19 protein-coding genes, 1 pseudogene and 1 riboswitch are annotated in these 20,907 nt (G+C 36.2%); of the genes and pseudogenes, 8 read left to right on the forward strand and 12 right to left on the reverse strand.

Annotated elements, in window-relative coordinates; genetic code table 11:
- Positions 1 to 61: 61 nt before the first annotated feature.
- Complete coding sequence (locus tag COD92_RS12120; RefSeq protein WP_098529713.1) at positions 62 to 1,804, forward strand: phospho-sugar mutase; 1,743 nt, start codon at positions 62 to 64, stop codon at positions 1,802 to 1,804.
- A 124-nt stretch (positions 1,805 to 1,928) separates the two neighbouring features.
- On the opposite strand, the gene COD92_RS12125 is transcribed toward COD92_RS12120, so the two are convergent.
- Positions 1,929 to 2,183, reverse strand: coding sequence for a YhdB family protein (locus COD92_RS12125; RefSeq protein WP_098529714.1), 255 nt, complete (start codon positions 2,181 to 2,183; stop codon positions 1,929 to 1,931).
- Positions 2,184 to 2,407: 224 nt separating this feature from the next.
- On the opposite strand from COD92_RS12125, the gene COD92_RS12130 reads away from it, so the two are divergent.
- Together COD92_RS12130 and COD92_RS12135 are read left to right on the forward strand one after the other, a co-directional pair.
- The gene (locus COD92_RS12130) at positions 2,408 to 3,316 is read left to right on the forward strand and encodes a M14 family zinc carboxypeptidase (protein ID WP_218014472.1); all 909 of its coding nucleotides are present in this window, start codon (positions 2,408 to 2,410) and stop codon (positions 3,314 to 3,316) included.
- 141 nt (positions 3,317 to 3,457) lie between these two features.
- Positions 3,458 to 4,873, forward strand: coding sequence for a SpoVR family protein (locus COD92_RS12135; protein ID WP_098529716.1), 1,416 nt, complete (start codon positions 3,458 to 3,460; stop codon positions 4,871 to 4,873).
- An 82-nt stretch (positions 4,874 to 4,955) separates the two neighbouring features.
- On the opposite strand, the gene ald is transcribed toward COD92_RS12135, so the two are convergent.
- Positions 4,956 to 6,089 carry an alanine dehydrogenase gene (ald, locus tag COD92_RS12140; RefSeq protein ID WP_098529717.1) on the reverse strand — a complete coding sequence of 378 codons (1,134 nt, stop codon included), beginning with the start codon at positions 6,087 to 6,089 and terminating at the stop codon, positions 4,956 to 4,958.
- Between the two features lie 135 nt (positions 6,090 to 6,224).
- Positions 6,225 to 7,457 carry a PucR family transcriptional regulator gene (locus tag COD92_RS12145; protein WP_098529718.1) on the reverse strand — a complete coding sequence of 411 codons (1,233 nt, stop codon included), beginning with the start codon at positions 7,455 to 7,457 and terminating at the stop codon, positions 6,225 to 6,227.
- Positions 7,458 to 7,765: 308 nt separating this feature from the next.
- Here COD92_RS12145 and alaP point away from each other — a divergent pair, with 308 nt between their 5' ends.
- On the forward strand, positions 7,766 to 9,166 hold the full coding sequence (gene alaP / locus COD92_RS12150) for an alanine permease AlaP (protein ID WP_098529719.1): 1,401 nt from the start codon (positions 7,766 to 7,768) through the stop codon (positions 9,164 to 9,166).
- A gap of 128 nt (positions 9,167 to 9,294) precedes the next feature.
- Positions 9,295 to 10,113, forward strand: coding sequence for a 5'-nucleotidase, lipoprotein e(P4) family (locus COD92_RS12155; RefSeq protein WP_255295275.1), 819 nt, complete (start codon positions 9,295 to 9,297; stop codon positions 10,111 to 10,113).
- 255 nt (positions 10,114 to 10,368) lie between these two features.
- Here COD92_RS12155 and COD92_RS12160 read toward each other — a convergent pair whose 3' ends face one another.
- Together COD92_RS12160 and COD92_RS12165 are read right to left on the reverse strand one after the other, a co-directional pair.
- Complete coding sequence (locus COD92_RS12160) at positions 10,369 to 11,625, reverse strand: DUF445 domain-containing protein (protein ID WP_098529720.1); 1,257 nt, start codon at positions 11,623 to 11,625, stop codon at positions 10,369 to 10,371.
- Between the two features lie 105 nt (positions 11,626 to 11,730).
- Positions 11,731 to 12,396, reverse strand: a complete 666-nt coding sequence (locus COD92_RS12165) for a DUF3939 domain-containing protein (protein ID WP_098529721.1) — start codon at positions 12,394 to 12,396, stop codon at positions 11,731 to 11,733.
- 322 nt (positions 12,397 to 12,718) lie between these two features.
- Here COD92_RS12165 and COD92_RS12170 point away from each other — a divergent pair, with 322 nt between their 5' ends.
- Positions 12,719 to 13,252: a hypothetical protein gene (locus COD92_RS12170; protein WP_098996357.1), complete on the forward strand. Its 534-nt coding sequence runs from the start codon at positions 12,719 to 12,721 to the stop codon at positions 13,250 to 13,252.
- Positions 13,253 to 13,303: 51 nt separating this feature from the next.
- On the opposite strand, the gene COD92_RS12175 is transcribed toward COD92_RS12170, so the two are convergent.
- The gene (locus COD92_RS12175; RefSeq protein WP_098996358.1) at positions 13,304 to 13,606 is read right to left on the reverse strand and encodes a HesB/YadR/YfhF family protein; all 303 of its coding nucleotides are present in this window, start codon (positions 13,604 to 13,606) and stop codon (positions 13,304 to 13,306) included.
- Positions 13,607 to 13,964: 358 nt separating this feature from the next.
- Here COD92_RS12175 and COD92_RS12180 point away from each other — a divergent pair, with 358 nt between their 5' ends.
- Positions 13,965 to 14,261 (forward strand): hypothetical protein, encoded by a 297-nt coding sequence (locus tag COD92_RS12180; protein WP_098529724.1) that lies wholly within the window; start codon positions 13,965 to 13,967, stop codon positions 14,259 to 14,261.
- A 98-nt stretch (positions 14,262 to 14,359) separates the two neighbouring features.
- Here COD92_RS12180 and COD92_RS12185 read toward each other — a convergent pair whose 3' ends face one another.
- The 6 genes and pseudogenes from COD92_RS12185 to COD92_RS12205 form a co-directional block, all read right to left on the reverse strand.
- Entirely contained in the window at positions 14,360 to 15,712 is a 1,353-nt protein-coding gene (locus COD92_RS12185; RefSeq protein WP_098529725.1) for a hemolysin family protein, read from the reverse strand.
- Positions 15,713 to 15,773: 61 nt separating this feature from the next.
- Positions 15,774 to 15,980, reverse strand: coding sequence for a hypothetical protein (locus COD92_RS33590; RefSeq protein ID WP_255286623.1), 207 nt, complete (start codon positions 15,978 to 15,980; stop codon positions 15,774 to 15,776).
- 12 nt (positions 15,981 to 15,992) lie between these two features.
- Positions 15,993 to 16,175: pseudogene (locus COD92_RS33595) on the reverse strand (MerR family transcriptional regulator); the annotation flags it as partial.
- 192 nt (positions 16,176 to 16,367) lie between these two features.
- Positions 16,368 to 17,678: a hemolysin family protein gene (locus COD92_RS12195; RefSeq protein ID WP_098529727.1), complete on the reverse strand. Its 1,311-nt coding sequence runs from the start codon at positions 17,676 to 17,678 to the stop codon at positions 16,368 to 16,370.
- 204 nt (positions 17,679 to 17,882) lie between these two features.
- The gene (locus COD92_RS12200) at positions 17,883 to 18,434 is read right to left on the reverse strand and encodes a GNAT family N-acetyltransferase (RefSeq protein ID WP_098529728.1); all 552 of its coding nucleotides are present in this window, start codon (positions 18,432 to 18,434) and stop codon (positions 17,883 to 17,885) included.
- A gap of 115 nt (positions 18,435 to 18,549) precedes the next feature.
- The gene (locus COD92_RS12205) at positions 18,550 to 19,704 is read right to left on the reverse strand and encodes a histidine kinase N-terminal domain-containing protein (RefSeq protein WP_098996360.1); all 1,155 of its coding nucleotides are present in this window, start codon (positions 19,702 to 19,704) and stop codon (positions 18,550 to 18,552) included.
- A gap of 213 nt (positions 19,705 to 19,917) precedes the next feature.
- Positions 19,918 to 20,026, forward strand: a riboswitch (TPP riboswitch).
- Positions 20,027 to 20,145: 119 nt separating this feature from the next.
- On the opposite strand from COD92_RS12205, the gene thiT reads away from it, so the two are divergent.
- Positions 20,146 to 20,736, forward strand: coding sequence for an energy-coupled thiamine transporter ThiT (thiT, locus tag COD92_RS12210; protein ID WP_098529730.1), 591 nt, complete (start codon positions 20,146 to 20,148; stop codon positions 20,734 to 20,736).
- The last annotated feature ends 171 nt before the right edge of the window (positions 20,737 to 20,907 follow it).

Here is a 20,907-nt window from a genome sequence, read left to right on the forward strand (position 1 = left end):
GAGGAAAACGGAAGTTAAACTTCGAATTATTGTATGGACAAAAATAGGAGGGATTACATCTATGGAATGGAAAGCGATTGCGAAAAGTTGGCTCGATTTTGAAGGGCTAGACAATGAGTTAAAAAATGAATTAGAAACATTAAAGGGAAATGAAAAACAACTCGAAGAAATATTTTATAAAAATCTTGAGTTCGGTACGGGTGGAATGCGCGGAGAAATTGGTGCAGGAACAAATCGCATGAACACATATACAGTCCGTAAAGCTTCTGCAGGATTAGCAGCATACATAGAAGAGCATGGTGAAGAGGCGAAAAAACGCGGAGTAGTGATTGCCTATGATTCACGTCATAAATCGCCAGATTTTGCGTTGGAAGCTGCTAAAACTCTTGCTTCTAAAGGAATTCAAACATATGTATTTGATGAGTTACGACCTACACCAGAACTTTCATTTGCGTTAAGACATTTGAATGCTTTTTCTGGGATTGTGGTTACAGCGAGCCATAATCCACCTGAATATAATGGTTATAAAGTTTATGGCTCAGATGGCGGCCAGCTGCCACCTGAAGCGGCCGATATCGTAATTGCCAAGGTTAATGAAATTGAAAATGAATTATTAATTGAAGTTAGCAGTGAGGAAGAATTACGTAATGCTGGTTTAATCAAAACAATCGGTTCTGAAATTGACCAAGTCTATATTGAAAAGTTAAAAACCATATCTGAAAATCCAACTCTTGCTGAAGAGACCGATATTAAGATTGTATTTACTCCATTACATGGGACAGCCAATAAATTAGTCCGAGCTGGCCTTGCGGCATTAGGCTATCGTAATGTATCGGTTGTAAAAGAACAGGAATTGCCTGATCCTGAATTTTCAACTGTAAAAAGCCCTAATCCTGAAGAGCACGCTGCATTTGAATTAGCGATTCGCGATGGAAAGAAGGTCGGAGCGGATATTTTAATTGCAACTGACCCTGATGCAGACCGACTTGGAATTGCGGTTCCTAATGAAGAGGGAGAATATATTGTATTAACAGGTAATCAGACCGGTGCTTTATTAGTGGACTATCTTCTTTCTCAGAAACAAGAAAAAGGAAAATTGCCGCAAAATGGGGTTGTATTAAAAACCATTGTTACATCTGAGTTAGGCCGGAGAATTGCTGCTGCATTCAATTTAGAAACAGTTGATGTTTTAACAGGATTTAAATTCATTGCAGAAAAAATCAAGGAATATGAAACAACAGGAGAGCATACCTTCTTATTTGGCTACGAAGAGTCTTACGGCTATTTAATTGGGGACTTTGCACGTGATAAGGATGCTGTTCAAGCAGCGCTGCTCGCTACAGAGGTTTGTGCCCATTATAAAAAACAAGGATTAACCCTTTATGAAGGAATGCTCCGCGTATTCGAAAAATACGGTTTCTATCAAGAAGGACTTCGTTCTTTAACACTGAAAGGAAAAGAAGGGGCAGAGATGATTCAACGCCTGTTAGCATCTTTCCGTAATGAGCCATTAACAAGTTTGGGTTCACTTAAGACTCTTGCTAGCGAGGATTATTTGACTCGTATTAGAGCAACAAAAGATGGCGAAGAATCCATTCAATTACCTAAATCTAATGTTTTGAAATATATCTTTGAAGATGGATCATGGGTATGCTTACGTCCGTCTGGAACAGAGCCAAAAGTTAAATTTTATTTTGGTGTCAATAGCGCAAGTCTTGCAGAAAGCAAACAAAAGCTGCAGACCATTGAAAATGACTTTATGGAGTTAGTAGATAAGAAAGTAAAAATGGTTCAAACTATTTAATTTATCGGTGCTGATTTTATCAAGAATAAAACGGCCTCCTTTTAGGAAGCCGTTTTTTTTTTTGGTGGAATTCTATTTTCCCGGTAGAAAATTTTTCTCAACAATTTGGTATCCACTTTATTTTTCAGGAAAGACTATACATCGGTAAGCCATTTTCATCAGGATCAAGTGATTCATTTGCATGGTCAATGTAACGGAGAAGATTATATAATTTTGTCTCAATCACGGTGTAGTCACGTTCAAAATTATATGCGTGCAGGAATTGTTCAATCTTTTTCGATAAGAATTGGTCCTTTGTCCGAACCATTAAAATTAATAAATTGTCCCATTCGGATCTGTGCGTATAATATAACGCTCGGTCGTAATCCAGTTTATTCATTCGTTTTTGCCTCCTCCTTATTAGGAGTTGACTTTATTTTATGACATTCCCCAGATAACTTTCACAGAAAATGTTGGACACCTGATGTTTACGCTGTTTTTAACATTTACCAGTATAAAAAAGTTTTCTATAGAAACGTGGTGCCTTAATTGGGTCGATTAATTTGTGTGCTTTTCTGTTTATTCACACTAACAAATTCCATGGCTGATGCGAAGATTGTAAAGGTGGATAAACCGTACTCATACGAATGTCTGCAACAAGATCTGAAACAAATAAATAAAAAATACCGGGAACATATTGAAATTAAAACAATTGGAACAACGCATTTTGGAAGGGAAATTTGGGGAGTAAAGTTAGGCGAGGGAAAAACTAATATTGTATTGATTGGTGCTCATCATGGACGAGAGTGGCTGACAAGCGCCCTTTTGATGAACATGCTCGAGAGTTATGCCGAAGCATATCAGAGAGGCCAGAGAATGGGGTTTAGGTCAACAGATATCCTGAATCAGGTTTCTATTTGGTTTATACCTATGCTTAATCCGGATGGAGTGACCATTCAACAAAATAATCTCAAATCATTTTCCCCGGATTATCAAAAACAATTGTTACAGATGAATGAAGGCTCAAGAAATTTAAAGAGATGGAAGGCTAATGGGATAGGAGTGGATTTAAACAGACAATACCCCGCAGGCTGGAGAAGGCTTAACCAAGAACAGTCAAACCCAAGCTATGCATTTTATAAAGGTAAAAAACCTTTTGAATCCAAAGAGGTCATTGCTTTAACCAATTTTATTAGAGAGATAAAACCTTCAATTGCAGTTGCTTATCATACAGCAGGCAGGGAGATTTTTTGGAATTACAAAAATGGAAAACATCTGAAGCGTGATTATAAGGTTGCAAAGAAGGTATCCAGACTGACCAACTATAAATTAGCAAAACCAGACCCAGAGGCATTTGGCGGTGGCTTTACAGATTGGTTTATTACAACCTATCACAGACCGGCTATGACCATTGAAATTAGTTACCTAGTTGGGGAAACTAGTCCGCCCCTGTCAGTTTTTAATACCGAATGGAAGCGGAATAAATATGTCGGTCTTCTTCTTGCGAAGGAAGCTAAAAAGATGGGTCAATAAATTAAATAACTAATAATAAACTTTTATCCTAAACAGTAGAATCACAAAAACATAACGGCTTGCATTGTTTTTTGGCCATCTCTCTCATCAATCCCACCTTTTCTTCATACATTGTGTTAAGAGGAAAAGGGGGAGTGAGGAATGAAAGTTGAAGATCGCAAGCAGCTAGAATATGCAATTAGTGAAATTACCGAAATTGCCAGAGGCTTTGGTCTGGATTTTTATCCAATGCGTTATGAAATCTGTCCAGCTGAAATTATCTATACTTTTGGTGCTTATGGTATGCCAACTCGATTTTCACATTGGAGCTTCGGGAAACAATTCCATAAAATGAAACTGCATTATGATTTAGGTCTAAGTAAAATTTATGAGCTCGTAATAAATTCTAACCCTTGTTATGCATTTTTGCTTGATTCTAACACCCTTATTCAAAATAAGTTAATAGTTGCCCACGTTTTGGCTCATTGTGATTTCTTTAAAAATAATGTCCGCTTCCAGAATACCAAGCGGGATATGGTAGAAAGTATGGCTGCTACTGCAGAGCGAATCCATAAATATGAAATACAATATGGAAAGAAGGAAGTAGAAACTTTTTTAGACGCTGTGTTGGCAATTGATGAGCACATTGACCCTTCTCTAATGAGGCCGAAACTTTCATGGTCCATAACAGATGTAGATGACGATGAAGATGATGAGCAGCGAAATGTAACCCCATATGATGATTTATGGAAGCTGGATGAAAAGGAAAATAAGGTAATCAGTAGCCCGAAGAAAAGGAAGTTCCCGCCCAAACCGGAAAAGGACTTATTATTATTTATTGAAACCTTTAGTCGAGAGTTAGAGGACTGGCAGCGCGATATTTTAACCATGATGCGTGAGGAAATGCTCTATTTCTGGCCGCAGCTTGAAACGAAAATCATGAACGAGGGTTGGGCCTCATTTTGGCATCAACGGATATTACGCGAATTGGACTTAACAAGTGGTGAAGCGATTGAATTTGCAAAACTGAATGCGGGAGTTGTTCAGCCATCCAAAACGGGAATCAACCCTTACTACCTTGGTATTAAAATCTTTGAGGATATCGAAGAAAGATATAATAACCCAACTGAAGAGATGAAACGAAGAGGTGTTCAGCCAGGGTCTGGCAGGGAAAAGATGTTCGAGGTGCGGGAAGTTGAATCAGACATATCTTTCCTGCGTAATTACTTAAACAAAGATCTAGTGATGAGAGAGGATATGTATCTTTTCCAAAAGCAGGGAAGGGATTATAAGATCGTTGATAAAGAATGGGAACATGTCCGTGATCAATTAGTGAATATGCGTGTAAACGGAGGATTCCCTTACATCACCGTCAATGATGGCGACTTCTTGAAAAATGGAGAGCTGTACTTAATGCACTGGTATGAGGGTGTAGAATTAGACGTAAAGTATCTTGAAAAGGTACTTCCGTATATTCACCAGCTTTGGGGCAGACCTGTCCATATAGAAACCATGATTGAAGAAAGAAAAATGCTGTTTTCATATGATGGTAAAGGTGTACATCGAAAATATTTATAAAGTAAAGGCAGCTATTTTAAATAGCTGCCTCTTTGCTTATGCCTCTAAACTGTTTGGAATGGATGGAGGAGAGGATCCTGAATTAGATGACAACAGATTCTTTCGCAAGTGCCTCTTCTACTGAAACATATTTAAATCCTAGGTCTTTTGCCACTGCTTCATAAGTAATATCCCCATTTGCAACATTAACGCCAAGCTTTAAAGCAGCATTTTCCGAAATGGCTTTTACAACCCCTTTATTAGCGATTTGTAATGCATATGGAACGGTAACATTCGTAAGGGCAATTGTTGAGGTTCTTGGAACTGCCCCAGGCATATTGGCAACGGAATAATGAACCACACCATGTTTGACAAAAGTAGGATTATCATGTGTTGTTACATGGTCAATAGTTTCAACAATTCCGCCCTGGTCAATCGCAACATCGACAATAACAGATCCTGGCTTCATTGTCTTCACCATTTCTTCAGTTACTAGTTTCGGAGCCTTTGCACCTGGAATTAACACCGCTCCAATGAAAAGATCGGCTTCCGCAACTGCTTCTGCGATGTTATATGGATTTGACATTAATGTTTTAACTTGATTTCCAAAAATATCATCTAACTGGCGTAAACGGTCTGCGCTTAAATCGATGATCGTTACATCAGCACCTAGCCCAATTGCCATTTTAGCAGCATTAGTTCCAACAATACCACCACCAAGAATAGTTACCTTACCACGGTTAACTCCTGGTACGCCAGCTAGAAGGATTCCTTGACCGCCATTATTCTTTTGTAAGAATTGTGCACCAATTTGTGCGCTCATGCGACCGGCTACTTCACTCATTGGGGTAAGCAGCGGAAGAGTTCTGTTCACAGAGACTGTTTCATAGGCAATGGCAAGAACACCTTTATCTTTAAGTGCCTTTGCTAAAGCAGGTTCAGCAGCAAGGTGCAAATAAGTAAATAAGATTAACCCTTGGCGGAAATACTGATATTCACTCTCTAATGGCTCTTTTACCTTCATAATCATTTCTGATTTTGTCCAGACATCTTTAACATTTTCAATGATTTCTGCGCCCGCTTTTGAATAGTCCTCATTAGTGAAACCGCTTCCAATACCAGCGTCTTTTTCTACTAATACATTATGACCAGCTTTTACTAATGAAACAACACCAGCTGGAGTAAGTGATACACGATTTTCGTTATTTTTAATCTCTTTAGGTACACCAATAAACATATCTGAAGTCCTCCCTAATACTTAAAAGTATTTCCTTGCTATGGCTAAAGTATAAAATGTTTTTCTCGGAAATACTTTGTTTAGAAAGTAGAAAATTTTTTATCCCGTTTGGAGATTTTCACAAAATGTTCAAATCTATTTATATTTCTCGAGCTTTAGATCAATATAGAGAAGCATTTTCTGGCTAGGGTCCTTAAAATTTACATCGCCAATTTCAGAAATCCGCTTTAACCGATAATTGAGAGTGTTCGCATGAACATTTAGTTCCTTAGCGGCATCATTTATATTGTTATCTTTATTTAAGAAAACCTCTAACGTTTCAACTAAATTACTATGATGTCTATGGTCATATTCTTGCAGCCTTTTTAATGAATAATTTTCAGAAGCCTCGCTTTGTCTTTTTTCCAAAATAAGTTCAAAAAGTTGATAAATTCCCAGTTTTTGATAATTAAAAATTTCTTTAGTTTCTGCTGGAAATTTTTCTTTAATTGATAAAACACTTAAGGTTTCTTTATATGCTTGGCCAATTTTTTGATAATCATCATAAATACTGCTGTATACAGGAGTGATTCCTTTAATCTGGTACCGCTCGTCCATTGTCGAAACAAAGGTCTGAACAAAACGGTTAAACTCTTGATAAGGCTCTTTATTATTAACAGCGGAGATTAAGACAATTAGTTGATTACAGTCAATTGTATAGAGCAGAATTTTCATCAGTTGACTGGTTTTTAATAAATAAGAGATGTTTTGTTCTACTTTACTTGTTATGTTTTCAGGAAATTGAAATACCGCAATAACAAAGGAAGGGGAGGGAGTAATTTTCAATGCATGAAAACGCTCGTAGATGTCCTTTTCACCCTTCAAGTGTCCGGTTAGTAGTTTCCAGAAGAATTCCTGAGAATGTTCTTCTTTTTTATTTTTCCTTGTTTGTAGCTGTAAAAGTTTATTTTTGGCCGAATCTGCCGCTTTTTTGAGTAAATCAAAATCCTTATCAGTTAAGGTTTTGTCAATTTCTATCGCCCAAATAAAGCCTAATACCTCATCTTGCTTCCAAATAGAGATAGCAACTCTATTATTAAGTCCAATATCATCCATATTCTTAACACGGATGGGTTCACGGGTTTGAAGCAGGGCTGGAATGGTTCCTTCTTTCCATAATTGATTAATCACCTTCTCAGGCACTCTTCGTCCGATGATGGTATAGATCCTTGCGGGGTCAGTCCGTTCATCATGTGTGCTATAGGCAAGAAGTCGATGGTTAGCATCCTCAATAGTAATCGGGCAATTTAAAACTTGGCTTATTAAATCAGCAAATTCTTCTAAACTATCAAAAGCGGTTTTAAACGGATCATGTTGTCTCGTATTCAAAATGAAAACCTCCACAATGTCTATCACGGAAATGATTTTATTCTTTAGTTTAATTCTACAAAAAGTTATAGTGAATTTCTCGTTATTCTACAAAAAAGATTGTTCATAGAAATGTTAAAATAATGTCAGAAAATGTTCAAAAATTTTTTTAGTAGATTTGAAAGCGCTAACAACAAAAAAAGAGGAGGATGGTCAGTCGCATTAATTGCTGATAAGTAGTATGATAATAATTCATAAATTATTTTTTGTCAAAAGTCGAACAAGTGGATGAATGGGAAATTGAAGTTTTTTCAGGAGGAGATTCATAGATGGGGAAAAACACTCAGAACAAAGAACTTCATCGCGGTTTAGAGGAAAGACATATAACGTTAATGTCTCTCGGTGCAGCTATTGGGGTAGGATTATTTCTTGGTTCAGCGTCTGCGATCAAAATGGCGGGACCAGGTATTTTGGTTGGTTACGCATTTAGCGGGTTAATCATGTTTTTTATAATGAGAGCCTTAGGAGAAATGGCAATTCAAAAACCGGTAGCCGGTTCTTTTAGTAAATATGCTCGTGATTATTTAGGACCACTGGCGGGATACATAACAGGTTGGAATTATTGGTTTTTATGGGTCGTTACTTGTATGGCTGAAATTACTGCCATCGGTATTTATATGGAATATTGGTTTCCAGCTGTTCCAAGATGGATATGGGCGTTAGCAGCACTTATCATTATGGCGTCAGTTAACTTCCTTGCTGTTAAAGCGTATGGGGAATTAGAATTTTGGTTTGCCTTAATTAAGATTATTACAATCATTGCTATGATCCTAATCGGTGCCGGGATGATTATCTTTGGTCTTGGTAATGGCGGAATTGCAACTGGTGTCAAGAATTTATGGGAGCATGGCGGTTTCTTTCCGAATGGAATAAAAGGTGTGTTATTATCCCTGCAAATGGTTATGTTCGCCTACTTGGGAATTGAAATGATCGGGGTTACAGCTGGAGAGGTAAAAAATCCGGAAAAGTCGCTTGCAAGAGCAATAGATACAGTCTTTTGGCGGATTCTTCTATTTTATGTTGGAGCACTGTTTGTAATTATGTCGATTTATCCATGGGAGGAAATTGGTACAAAAGGGAGTCCATTTGTACTGACCTTTGAAAAAATTGGCATCCCTGGGGCGGCGGGTATTATAAACTTTGTTGTTCTAACTGCAGCTCTTTCATCTTGTAATAGTGGTATTTTTAGTACAGCTAGGATGCTATTTAACCTTGCTGAGCATGGTGAGGCCCCTAAAAACTTTGGTAAGGTTACCAAAAGTGGTGTTCCCGGAGTGGCTGTGGTTGCCTCTGCAGGAGCTTTACTGATAGGGGTTATCCTAAATTATATTGTCCCTGCAAAGGTATTTACTTGGGTTACGAGTATTGCTACGTTTGGTGCGATTTGGACTTGGGGAGTCATTCTTTTATCGCAAATTCGTTATCGCCAAACTCTTAAACAGGGTGAAGTAAAGGCACTAAAATATAAAATGCCATTATTTCCTTATACATCTTATCTAGCCTTAGCCTTTTTAGCGTTTGTCATAGGATTGATGGGCTATAATCCTGATACAAGAATTGCTTTAGTAATCGGACCGTTATTCCTGGTCTTCTTAGTAGCAGTCTACTATATCAAAGGTTTTCATAAACGGGATAAGATAGAAACTAATGTAAAAAAACGAATCATTTAAACAGGAAAGAGCGGTAAGTCGTTTTATTGGACTTGCTGCTCTTTTTTTACAAAAATATCTAATACTCAAATGTTAGGATGTTCCTTTCTTTCACATACTATTATTGTAAAAAAAGGAGGGTATTGTGATTGAAGAGGAAGATTGGATGGCTTTTAACCTTAATAATGGTTCTGTCACTCTCAAGTCTAAATGTAAAAGCTGAGACGAAAGGCAGTTCTTCGTTAAACCTGTATGATCAAAATACCATGTCTGTACTTTGGTTTCAAAACTCAGCCGAAGCAAAAGCTTTATATTATCAAGGTTATAACATGGGGAGAATGAGATTAGATGAACTATTAAGGGACCGACCTAAAACAACCGGATTAAAACCCGCAATTGTCCTAGATATTGACGAGACGATCCTTGATAACAGTCCGCATCAGGCGTGGTTTGTCCTTCATGGCAAAGGAGTCCCGTTCGGCTGGAATGAATGGTTTAGACGTGGGGAAGCAAAAGCCTTGCCTGGTGCAATTGAATTTTTGCAATATGCTAATGCAAGGGGAGTCGATATTTTTTACATATCGAATCGAAACGAAAGGGAAAAAAAAGCAACCATGAAAAATTTATTAAATGTAGGTGCTCCTCAGGTAATTAGTGAGCATGTGTTATTACAACAGCCCGGAGAAAGAGGGAAGGAAACCCGCCGCATTCAGGTAGCAAAAACTCGCGACATTCTTTTGTACTTTGGAGACAATTTAGGTGATTTTTACGGGTTTGATGGGTTAACTGTTTCAGAAAGATCTCATGAGGTGAATAAACGTAAGGATGAGTTTGGCCGTAAACTGATTGTTTTCCCTAACCCAATGTATGGCGATTGGGAGGGTGCTATTTATCAATACGACTATAGAAAAACAAATGAAGAAAAGGACAGGCTAAGAAAGAAGTTACTAGAAGTTTATATTCGGTAAATTCTTAAGAAAAGCGGAAGCGTCTTGGTCAGCCCCAATATAGGGCGACTTGTCGACNNGGCCGAAAGGTTGCTTTTTAACCTTTTGGACGGATTAACTTATGATTATTCAATTTAACAGCCATTTTCCTGACCCCTTATGTTAAAAAATATGACTATGGTACTAAAAATGAAGAGAGAACCTGAAAAAGAACCATTTTATAGTAGGGGCTTTTGGGAAATCGCAAAAAAAAAAGCCTTAATAAATAAGGCAAATTTAAAAGAAAGCTCTAAACCCAACTAAGATAAGTCCTATCAAAAATCCGCAAACAGCTCCATTAACCCGGATCCATTGCAGGTCTTTTCCAACGTTAGTTTCAACCATGTTAATCAATGTTTTATCGTCCAATTTGTCTAAATTCTCTTTGACAAGCTTGCCAATTTTAGAATGATTTTTTTCCACAAAGGAAGAAAGCTTTGATTTAATCCACGTATCAATGGCCTCTATTTTTTCGGGGCTATTTTTTAATTCTGTTAACGTGTCATTTATAAATGGAAGTAAGTAATGATTTAAAAAGCTAGGTTCTGCAACGAAATCGATAGCTTTTTGCTGAAACTGTTCTAATATATCATTAATTTGCTCTTGTGACTCCCATTTAGTAATGGCATGTGATTTCAAATTCGAAAGTTCTTCATAGATTTTTTCGTCTGTTTTAATTGATTCAAGCTTATTTCGGATATGAATCAATAAAGTTCGGCGATTTGGGTTATAGGGGTCGCTATAACTGGCAACACCTTTTTGGATTAGGTTTTGGATAATGTTACCCAATTTTTCCTCGTTAACAAGATTACTAAAAGACTTTAGGGCAAACTGCATAAAGCCATCTGCTTTGATGTTTTCCACAGCATCCACTGCCATTCCGCCCAGCTTATATTTAGTGGAATCTTTCGCAGCCCATTCATCGATTTCCTTGAGAATGTAATCTAAGGTTTTTTCGTCGTAATTTCGTTCTGTCACTTGCTTAATAAGTAAGGGAAGATATTTTTTTATATCCCAGTCATCTAATTTAGCTTTTAGTTCTTTTTCGATAATGGGTGTTAGCTTTCTTACCTCTATTTTTTTAATCAAGTGTTGAACAAGCGTGACGACATTTTTTTGTAGCGGTTGGGAATTTATTTCAGTCTCTAAAATCTCTATAAGCTTATTTGTGAAAGCAATCGTATTGATTTTTTTGCGAATACTTTCCTTAGTAAGCCACTCATTTTCAAGCATGGATATTATTCCTGCAGTAATTCTTTGCCGGTTCTTTGGCAGCAGGGCAGTATGGGGAATTGGAATTCCCAGCGGATGTCGAAATAGTGCAGTTACCGCAAACCAGTCTGCTAGTCCACCGACGAGCCCTGCTTCAAAACCCCCCTGGAGGATATTTCCCCAAAATGAATCCTGCAATGGAATGGTAGCAATAAATCCGATTCCCATGATTATAAGAGAAATAGTCGCTAAATGATGCGATTTATTTTTCTGTTTTACCATCTTTGTACCCCTCGTTCTTAAATTATTATTAAATTAGTTAGTGCTATTATCTCAATATAGTTGAAAGAAAAGCAAAAAAAACTACCCAAAAGAAAGAAATTCCTCTCAGAGTTGAGAGGAGTTTTTATTCTGGGGTCTAATATGTGTGATGAGACCATCTAAATCGGTAATATAAAACTGTGTAACAGGGGCCTTTTTTAAGTAGTGTTCTTGGAGGAGAAGATAATAGTTTACCCTGTGCAGCGGATCAAAATTTAACATAGGATATTCTTTATGGTCCTTCACATATTGATCAACCGCCTTTTGGACCATATCCATTTCAATTGGTATTAGTTTTTCATTTTCTTCGAATAGATCATAGGTCTCCTTTGACATATAAAATTTTTTATAAGGAATTCCGCCAAGATAGGGAGCAAGCTTCTCAAAATCAATGCTATTATCATCTTGAACTAAAATGGTACGGAAAACTCCTTTTGGAAGTTTATCAGAATATTCCCTAATGGCTTTACGCACTTGGTCGATCGTAACCTCAATTGGTGGATAGTTAATAATAGAGTCATTATTAGACTTTTTATCATTTTTAGTTGTATCGCCTGGCATTTTAATATTTTTTGGGACTTTTGAATATACGGTTAGTCCACCAACTCCGATTACCAACAATATTCCTATTATGGTGAAGGTTGAATCAATTTCATACCAGTTTTCAAGAACCACTCCCAATTTATAGACAACATAAACAAAGATAGGAATGATGGCAATACCAAAAATCATGAAGTCAGACCCCTTTCTTTGAAAGTTTTAGTAATAGTGAGAACTATTTAGTAAGAGGAAATTTATGTAATCTTTATTATACCTAAAAAAGTTATTATTGTAACATAGATCCCAATTTATTACTATTTGAAAAAACATGGTTGACTAGTTTGGAATGATTATACGTTATACTTATTATTTTACTTTTTATAGTAATCTTTTTAATGTATTAATAACAATTTTTTTAAAAATATTTCATTATTGATCCCTTTTTACTTTTCTAGTCAAAATAAATGTTGTAAAATAATCAAGCATTAAAAAGAGAGAAAATGGGGAGAAATCGATGAAGAAATTTTTATTATCATTATCTGCCTTAACAATGGCCATTGGGCTAGCTGCTTGTTCAGCAAATGATGAGGAAAAAACTGACAAGAACGATACAACAAAAGAAGCAGCTGCATCTAAAGTCGATGTTAAGAAGGAATTGGTTAAATTTTATATGGAAATTGGCAATAAGGTTAACGCAAAAGATGCTGATTTAAATTCATATATGGCAAAGGCAACTAAGGAAGATGCAGCGCCTGAAGAACTGCCAACTGTTGAGGATAAGACAAAAGCTAGTGAATCTGCTGCTTCTGTTGCGGCTGAATTAAACAGCATCCAGGTTCCTTCAGAGCTTAGTGATCAAAAAGCTGATCTTGAGGCCGCATTAAAGGACTATTCTGCATCATACCAAGTGAAAGCAGATGAATTGAAAAAAGATAAACCGTCAATTACTGCAGGGGATGACCTATTCGCACAAGGTGAAGAAAAACTAGGAAAAGTTTTTGAAGGGGCAAAATTATTTCCGCCAACCTTAGGTAAGCAAGTAAACTAAATGAGAACCCAAAAGACCAGCCAATTTTCAAAACGGCTGGTCTTTATCATACTAATGAATGGCTTTTTCTTTATAGGTAATTTGAATTTCCTCAAGTGCTTCATCAACAGATAAGTATGTCTCGGTGTCTTTAAAAAACCATACATCATTTCCTTCTACATAAAAGGTAATTCCGTTCATTTCTTGTGCATAGCCGGCATCTGCAGGCTGCTCAATTGAAAAAGCAAGACTATAACCTTTATTCTTTTCTCCAAAGCCTGCATATTGAGGAAACAGGCGAATACTGATTGGCTTATTCATTTCAAATTCCTTCGTGAACCATAAAGCAGCTTTTTCATCGATCGATATGAACATATTCTTTACACCAACCTTTTAAGTTAATTATTCGTCATAAGGATAAGATGAAAGGTTAATATTAAAAATGTAAGCCCTCTATTCCTTATAGTGTAAGACTATAATATTTATAGTGAAATTAATGTGATAATATTCACATAAATAGGTTAATTAATTAAATGTTCAATTTTTTGTTAGATTGTTCAAATTATAAAGGGCAGAATCTTTTTAAAATGGTTAATAAATTTAACTATTGTTGACGATTATGTGAATACGACCAGGGAGTTTATCCTTTGGAGGTGAATGTGCTGTTTTTGTAACATATTTACAGTGAAAATGATGTTAAAATTAAGGGACAAATAGAAGGGAGGTTTGTTCAATGGGCAATGAATTTGAAAAATTACCAGAGAACGAACTGGATTTAAGAAGCTTAATTCAAACATTCAATGCTACATTAGAAACCATTGAAAAAAGGCTCTCAAGATTAGAAAAAATGGATAGCATTGAACATAGGGTGGAAGTAAATCAGATTGATTTGTCTGATATTAAAGATTCACTGCAGAGGATTGAAGAAACACACGGCATTGAACTTCAGCATGTAAATCGCCGGCTTGACTCCCATTTAGTGAAAATCGCGAAGCTAGAAGAAGAAATGATCATCTCAAAAAATAAATAATCTTAAGTGGAGACTGTTGTCTTATACAGTCTTTTTATTTTTGTCTATGTAGACATAGTAAAAGCAAAAAAATAGACCGAATGATTCGGCCTATTTTTCTATGAAAGAACTCCTGATTTTGTTACTGCCATTTGTTGAGTATTTGATTCTTCATTATTTGTGTTTTTTGTTACTTCAATATACTTGATATGATGTTCATCCATATCTAGAATTTTAAAGGTATATGAATCGTGATGGATGATGTCGCCTTCTTTAGCTTCATAATTCTCAGTTAGAATCCAACCGCCTATTGTATCGACATCTTCATCATCAATTTCAACGCCTAATAAATCATTAATCTCACTTACTAAAACCTTTGAATCGATGATGTAATGATTTTCCTTAATCTTACGGATTTCTGAAATTTCATCCATATCAAATTCATCCCGAATTTCACCAACAATTTCCTCGAGGATATCCTCGACCGTAACAAGTCCTGATGTTCCACCATATTCATCCATTAAGACCGCCATATGAACACGATCTTTTTGCATCTTAACCAATAAATCATGAATAGGAATCGTTTCTATTACTCTAATAATCGGTCGAGTAAAGTTTTCTAGAGTTTGTGATGAAAGATTTTCATTGCCAATTAAATCAGTCATGATTTCCTTGATATTGATTAAACCAATAATATGGTCTTTATCGCCATCAATGACAGGATATCTGGTAAATTTTTCTTCCCGTAAGACCTGAAGAAATGTTTCTAATGAATCGTCCTTTGATAAAGAAACCATCTCTGTTCGAGGTACCATGATTTCCTTGGCAATCCGGTTATCAAATTCAAAAATTTTATTTACATACTTAAACTCTGATTGGTTAATTTCGCCACTTTTATAGCTTTCAGACAGGATAATTCGAAGTTCTTCCTCCGTATGGGCAATTTCATTTTCCGATACCGGCTTTAACCCGAAAAGACTAGAAACAATCCGTGCAGACCCATTTAGTACCCAAATAAAAGGGTACATAATCTTATAAAATAAGATTAAGGGACGTGACATGACTAAGGTAATCAATTCTGCCTTTTGAATAGCAAGAGTTTTAGGTGCTAGCTCCCCAACCACAACATGAAGGAAAGTAATGGTCGCAAATGCAATCCCAACTGAAAATATTTGTGTTGCGCTCTCAGGCAAGTTCAATTTTAGGAATAGTGGGCTAAGCAAATGCTCGATTGTCGATTCCCCAATCCAACCTAATCCCAAAGCAGTTATGGTTATACCCAGTTGACAAGCAGATAGATATTCATCTAAGTTTGATATCACTTTTTTTGCGGAAACAGCCCTCGAATTTCCTTCTTCAATTAACTGATCAATTCTTGAACTTCTGATTTTGACGATCGCAAATTCTGAAGTTACAAAAAAGGCAGTTAAGGCAATTAAAATGGCTATAATAACCAAGTTAAATATGTCCAAATAAGTTCCCTTAGCCCGTTGGTGGACGGGTAAGGTGTCACCTCCCAGTTATTTAAAAAAATTAAGTCGTAACACTTAAAAGTGATTTCATAAGTACTGTTCGAAGCAGGCTAAGATTGCTGGTCAGCTTTTCTTTCTGATCCTCATCCAATTTTTCTAAAATGGGGATTAGGTCAAACAAGTCGCTATGCAGCTGCCTCATTTGCTGCGTTACAGCACTTACATGCTTATCAACCTCTGATTCCTGCAGGTTTTTTGCTTTGCGCATTTCTAGTTTTCTTTTAATCTCGTCTAATGGAAAGTGCAGACATTTACATTCCTCTATAAATTTCAAATCATCCAGTGCTTCATCCGAATAAATGCGGTAGTTTGACTTAGAGCGTTCTGCCTTTAACAAGCCAATAGACGTATAATAGTCAATGGTGCGTTTCGAAACATGCGCTATTTCTGCTATTTCACCAATCCGATAGACAGCCCCATCTTACCACCTCTATATTTTACAAATTAACAATAATTATAAAGAAATTAAACTGTACAGTCAAACGTTCTAGTTTAGATAGTAATATATACTTATATTTTATGGGGAATTCCCGTAAGTATGAATATAAAAAACTAAATATTACAAAAAATGTGTAAAAAAATATAACGCCCCGATTTACTCGGAGGCGTTTTTATCAACCTTACTTACTTCAATATAGACTATATGATGACCTTCGATTTCTTTTATTTGAAACGTGAAACCTTCTTTTTCAATTGAATCACCCTTTTTGACATCAAACTTTTGCGTTAAAAACCATCCGCCAATTGTGTCTACTTCTTCTTCTTCAAGCGTTGTTCCCAGAAGGTCATTTACCTCGCTTATTAGAACTTTCCCATCTAAAATATAATGATATTCACCCTTTTTTTGGATAAGAGGAAGCTCATCCAAATCAAATTCATCTCGAATCTCACCGACAATTTCCTCGAGAATATCTTCAACGGTGACAATCCCTGCAGTACCGCCATATTCATCAGATAATACCGCCATATGGGAGCGGTTTTTTTGTAATTTCACTAAAAGCTCCTGAATAGGGATATTTTCAATTACATGAATAACAGGTTTGATATAGGGGAGAAGGGGCTGTTCCCCAGTACATTTTTGCTGAATACAATCGGTAAGGACCTCTTTAATATTCACCACTCCCAGAATATTATCTTTATCACCGTCAATGAGGGGATATCGGGTATATTTTTCCTCGCGGACAATTTCGATAATTTCCTCCATTGTCGCATCTCTTGAAAGGGTGACGATTTCAGTCCTTGGTACCATAATTTCCTTTGCAATTCGATCGTCAAATTCAAAAATATTATTCATATAACTATATTCCGAATGATTGATCTCGCCGCTTTCATAGCTTTGCGACAGAATTATCCGCAGTTCTTCTTCAGATAAAACAATCTCTTGCTCAGAAGTTGGTTTAATCCCGAATAATCCCGTTACAAACCGGGCAGACCGGTTTAGAATCCAAATAAAGGGGTACATCAACCGATAAAAAAGTATCATTGGTTTTGCAAAAAGCATAATGATTTGTTCTGACCTTTGAATCGCAAACGTTTTTGGTGCTAATTCACCAATAACAACATTGAAAAAGGTAATGATAGAAAAAGCAAGAATAAAGGAGATCACTTGTTTCAATGATTGCGGTAACTGAATCCAATTAAAAATAGGTTCTAAAAGTCTACGGACTGTTGGCTCTCCTAACCAGCCCAAGATTAAGGAAGTAATCGTAATCCCGACCTGTGTGGCTGATAAATACCCATCTAAATTAGAAATGAGTTTTTTTGCTGCTTCTGCTTTTTTATTACCTTCTGAAATTAATTGATCTATTCTAGTCGTCCGCACCTTTACCATGGCAAATTCTGATGCAACAAAAAATGCGGTAAAAGTAATCAGTATAGCGATAATTAAAACGTTCATCCAAATCATTTAGCACCTTACAAAGGGTAAGGCATGCCACCTCACTTACTTTTTACTCTATGTAATGATTATTCCCTATAATTCCAACTTCTAACTTTTTCAAATTGCCAAGTTTTCTTTTATTATTTCAAATATGACTCTTATTAGCAAATTAGCTATCAATTCAACAAAAAAAGCAGCCATGTTGGCCGCTTGATCATTGGTATTATGGTACTAAATATGCACAGACTTCCATTCCCGCGCCAGCATGCTATAAATAATAAGGTCATGAAAATGACCGTTTAAATGTTCTCCATCACGAACTGTCCCTTCCCTGACAAATCGCAGCCGCTCTGGAATGGCACGGCTTTTTATATTATTTACTCCGCAGCGAATTTCAATCCGGTTTATACCTAATTGGAAAAAGCAATAATTCAGCAGGGCTTTAACGGACCTTGTGATAATCCCATGACCTTCCGCTTTCTTAGCTAAATAATAACCAATACTCGCCATGCTGTTATACCAATCAATTTGGTGCAAACCCAAGGAGCCGACAAGCTCCCCCCGGTAAAGAATCCCTACATTAAGGCCGCTGTTTTCAGCAAATTGATTAAGCCATACCGGGATTATGGTTTCTATCTGATAGGGGGAGGCCATACTATCCACCCATGGCATCCATTCCCGTAAATGTTCACGATTCTCCTCAATAAGTTTGAAAAGTGTTAAGGCGTGATGCCGTTGAAACAATTGTAACTCAATCTCATGATCAACTTTTAATGTAAACATAGGCCTATTCTCCTGATGATGATTTTTGGTACATCATATGCGTGGGCACCGGAATGGGAGATGAATTTAAAAAGAAAAAAATCCCTGCTTATTTGAAAGTGGGATTCGATGTTCTCTATAGATTAATTTCCTGCTCATCACTTTGGTCCAAAGCAACTGGCAAGTAAATGGAAAACGTTGTTTTATCTTGTGAAGAGTCGCAGGTTAATTTTCCTTTATGTTTTTCAATAATTTCTTTACAGACAAACAAGCCGAGGCCAGTCCCCAGTTTTTTTGTAGTGAAAAACGGTTCGAAAATGGTTTTATGCAACTCAGTTGGAATGACGGGCCCATTGTTTGAAATACTAATTTTTATCGTTGTATTGTCTTCTAATAAACTGTTTATCTCAATGGTCGGATTTGCGACCTCGTGGTGATTCAGAACATCAATGGCATTAAAAATGATATTAATAAAGACCTGCCTGATTTCATCTGCATAGCCATTCAATGTAAAGTCGCCGTCTAAATGATTTTGAATTTTAACTTTACCGTCCAAAATACTAGGATAGAGGAAGTTTAAAACCTCATCAATTAAGTGGTTTAATTTGAAAAATACCTTTTCCTTACCAATAAGCTCTTTTTTCGAAAGTAACAAAAACTGGGAGATACGAAAATTAAGCTGGTCCAATTCACTTGAAATGATATCTAAATATCTCATATTTGGATAATCGGCTTTCAGTAATTGAATAAATCCTTGAACAGATGTAAGTGGGTTTCTAAATTCATGAATAAAGCTTGAAGTCATTTGGCCGAGAAGTGTTAAGCGATCCTGGTGGGTTGAATCAATAAACATCGTCTTTTCTTCAATAATTTTATTCTTCGCTTCAGAGTAATGGGATACGGCAAAATATAAAAATTTATCAAAACAAAAGTTAACATCATTAATAGATTTTTGTAATTCGGACCATGTCAGTCCAGTCTTACTTAAATAGCTATATAAAATTGTCCTCCCGATATTGACATTGTATACAAAATCACCAATGTTAATGTCGGCCATAACCCGTTCCTTTGATATGGCAATGGCGATCTTTTCGATAATCGTTAATAATTCTTCCTTAGATATGGTATGCATCGTTAGAATAACATCTAATAGGGCTTCCCCATTTTCACGTATTTTACCTTTAAAGGGATCACCATGACATATCATGATTGCATTTTCCCATTCTTGTACTAATTGCTTTTTGTTATGAGCAAAAAAGGCGATTAAATCCGTTTGTTCTCCCGTAAACATGTTGTTTCCCCCTATTGGTTTTAACCAAACTGATTACCATGATAATTCGCTGAAGAATGAAAAAATCCTTTATGAAATTTAAGGAAAAAATTTTTATCCAGTGAAATGTTATTAATTATCCATAATTTATAATGTCGCATATAACATTCTCTATAACAAATATCTTGTTTAATTAGTGGTAGAGTAGTATATTTTCTATGGATACAATTGAATACTTTCCACAGGGGGAGCTGCTTTCTGGGCGGCTGAGAGTGAACGTTAGCGTTCTGACCCTATGAACCTGTTAGGTAACACTAGCGTAGGGATGTGGTTTGCTTAAATACAAAGCAATTCAGACATTCCAAGTTCTGAATTGCTTTTTTTCTTCCACATTGTTATGGCAACATATAGTCTTTCGGAAGAGATCAAGCGGGTCTAATTATATATAGGGGGAAATGTTTAGTGAATCAAACAAGAAATAATACTTTATTTATTGCAGAAGTTGCTGTATTTACTGCACTTGCTTATTTATTAGATTTTGTCGCGGGAATTGTTTCTTTAAGAATTTGGCCACAGGGTGGTTCCATCTCCATTGCGATGGTGCCGATATTCCTCATTGCCTATCGCTGGGGGATAAAGGGTGGACTTTTAACAGGCTTTTTATTAGGTTTCCTTCAGTTTATTCTAGGGTTTTCCCAAGTTTATACGATTGTACAAGGGATTATTGATTACTTTATTGCTTTTACAGTTGTTGGTTCCGCAGGAATTTTTGCATCTGCTATTAAAAAAGCAATCAATGAACAGAACAATGGTAAATGGATGGCTTATGTAATTAGTGGGGCATTTTTGGGAAGTGCGCTAAGATATATTTGTCATGTGATTTCTGGGATTGCCTTTTTCGGCGAGTATGCTCCAAAAGGCCAGCCGGTAGCTATCTACTCTCTACTATATAATGGAACCTATATGCTGCCTAATTTCATTATTAGTGCAATCATTTCTATTGTACTAATTAGTGCCCTTCCAAAGAAAATGATTTTACAAAAAAGACTATAATAAATAGGAAAAAAGGAAAGGATTAGTTCTTTTCCTTTTTTTGTATGGATATAGATGTCCTTCCAGAAAATATTTTCGAACTTTTGTCAAATTTATTATGCTTATTAACTCAAAAAAGTGTTAAAATACAATTAGAAAGATAATCATTCTCAATTAACATAGATAGGGTGA

Source organism: Bacillus sp. AFS037270, from assembly GCF_002585305.1.

What these genes read in the sequence shown, in the direction of transcription:
- COD92_RS12120 (WP_098529713.1), top strand. Translation starts at nt 62, where the DNA reads ATGGAATGGAAAGCGATTGCGAAAAGTTGGCTCGATTTTGAAGGGCTA.
- COD92_RS12125 (WP_098529714.1), bottom strand. Translation starts at nt 2,183, where the DNA reads ATGAATAAACTGGATTACGACCGAGCGTTATATTATACGCACAGATCC.
- COD92_RS12135 (WP_098529716.1), top strand. Translation starts at nt 3,458, where the DNA reads ATGAAAGTTGAAGATCGCAAGCAGCTAGAATATGCAATTAGTGAAATT.
- ald (WP_098529717.1), bottom strand. Translation starts at nt 6,089, where the DNA reads ATGTTTATTGGTGTACCTAAAGAGATTAAAAATAACGAAAATCGTGTA.
- alaP (WP_098529719.1), top strand. Translation starts at nt 7,766, where the DNA reads ATGGGGAAAAACACTCAGAACAAAGAACTTCATCGCGGTTTAGAGGAA.
- COD92_RS12160 (WP_098529720.1), bottom strand. Translation starts at nt 11,625, where the DNA reads ATGGTAAAACAGAAAAATAAATCGCATCATTTAGCGACTATTTCTCTT.
- COD92_RS12165 (WP_098529721.1), bottom strand. Translation starts at nt 12,396, where the DNA reads ATGATTTTTGGTATTGCCATCATTCCTATCTTTGTTTATGTTGTCTAT.
- COD92_RS12170 (WP_098996357.1), top strand. Translation starts at nt 12,719, where the DNA reads ATGAAGAAATTTTTATTATCATTATCTGCCTTAACAATGGCCATTGGG.
- COD92_RS12175 (WP_098996358.1), bottom strand. Translation starts at nt 13,606, where the DNA reads ATGTTCATATCGATCGATGAAAAAGCTGCTTTATGGTTCACGAAGGAA.
- COD92_RS12180 (WP_098529724.1), top strand. Translation starts at nt 13,965, where the DNA reads ATGGGCAATGAATTTGAAAAATTACCAGAGAACGAACTGGATTTAAGA.
- COD92_RS33590 (WP_255286623.1), bottom strand. Translation starts at nt 15,980, where the DNA reads ATGCGCAAAGCAAAAAACCTGCAGGAATCAGAGGTTGATAAGCATGTA.
- COD92_RS12195 (WP_098529727.1), bottom strand. Translation starts at nt 17,678, where the DNA reads ATGATTTGGATGAACGTTTTAATTATCGCTATACTGATTACTTTTACC.
- COD92_RS12200 (WP_098529728.1), bottom strand. Translation starts at nt 18,434, where the DNA reads ATGTTTACATTAAAAGTTGATCATGAGATTGAGTTACAATTGTTTCAA.
- COD92_RS12205 (WP_098996360.1), bottom strand. Translation starts at nt 19,704, where the DNA reads ATGTTTACGGGAGAACAAACGGATTTAATCGCCTTTTTTGCTCATAAC.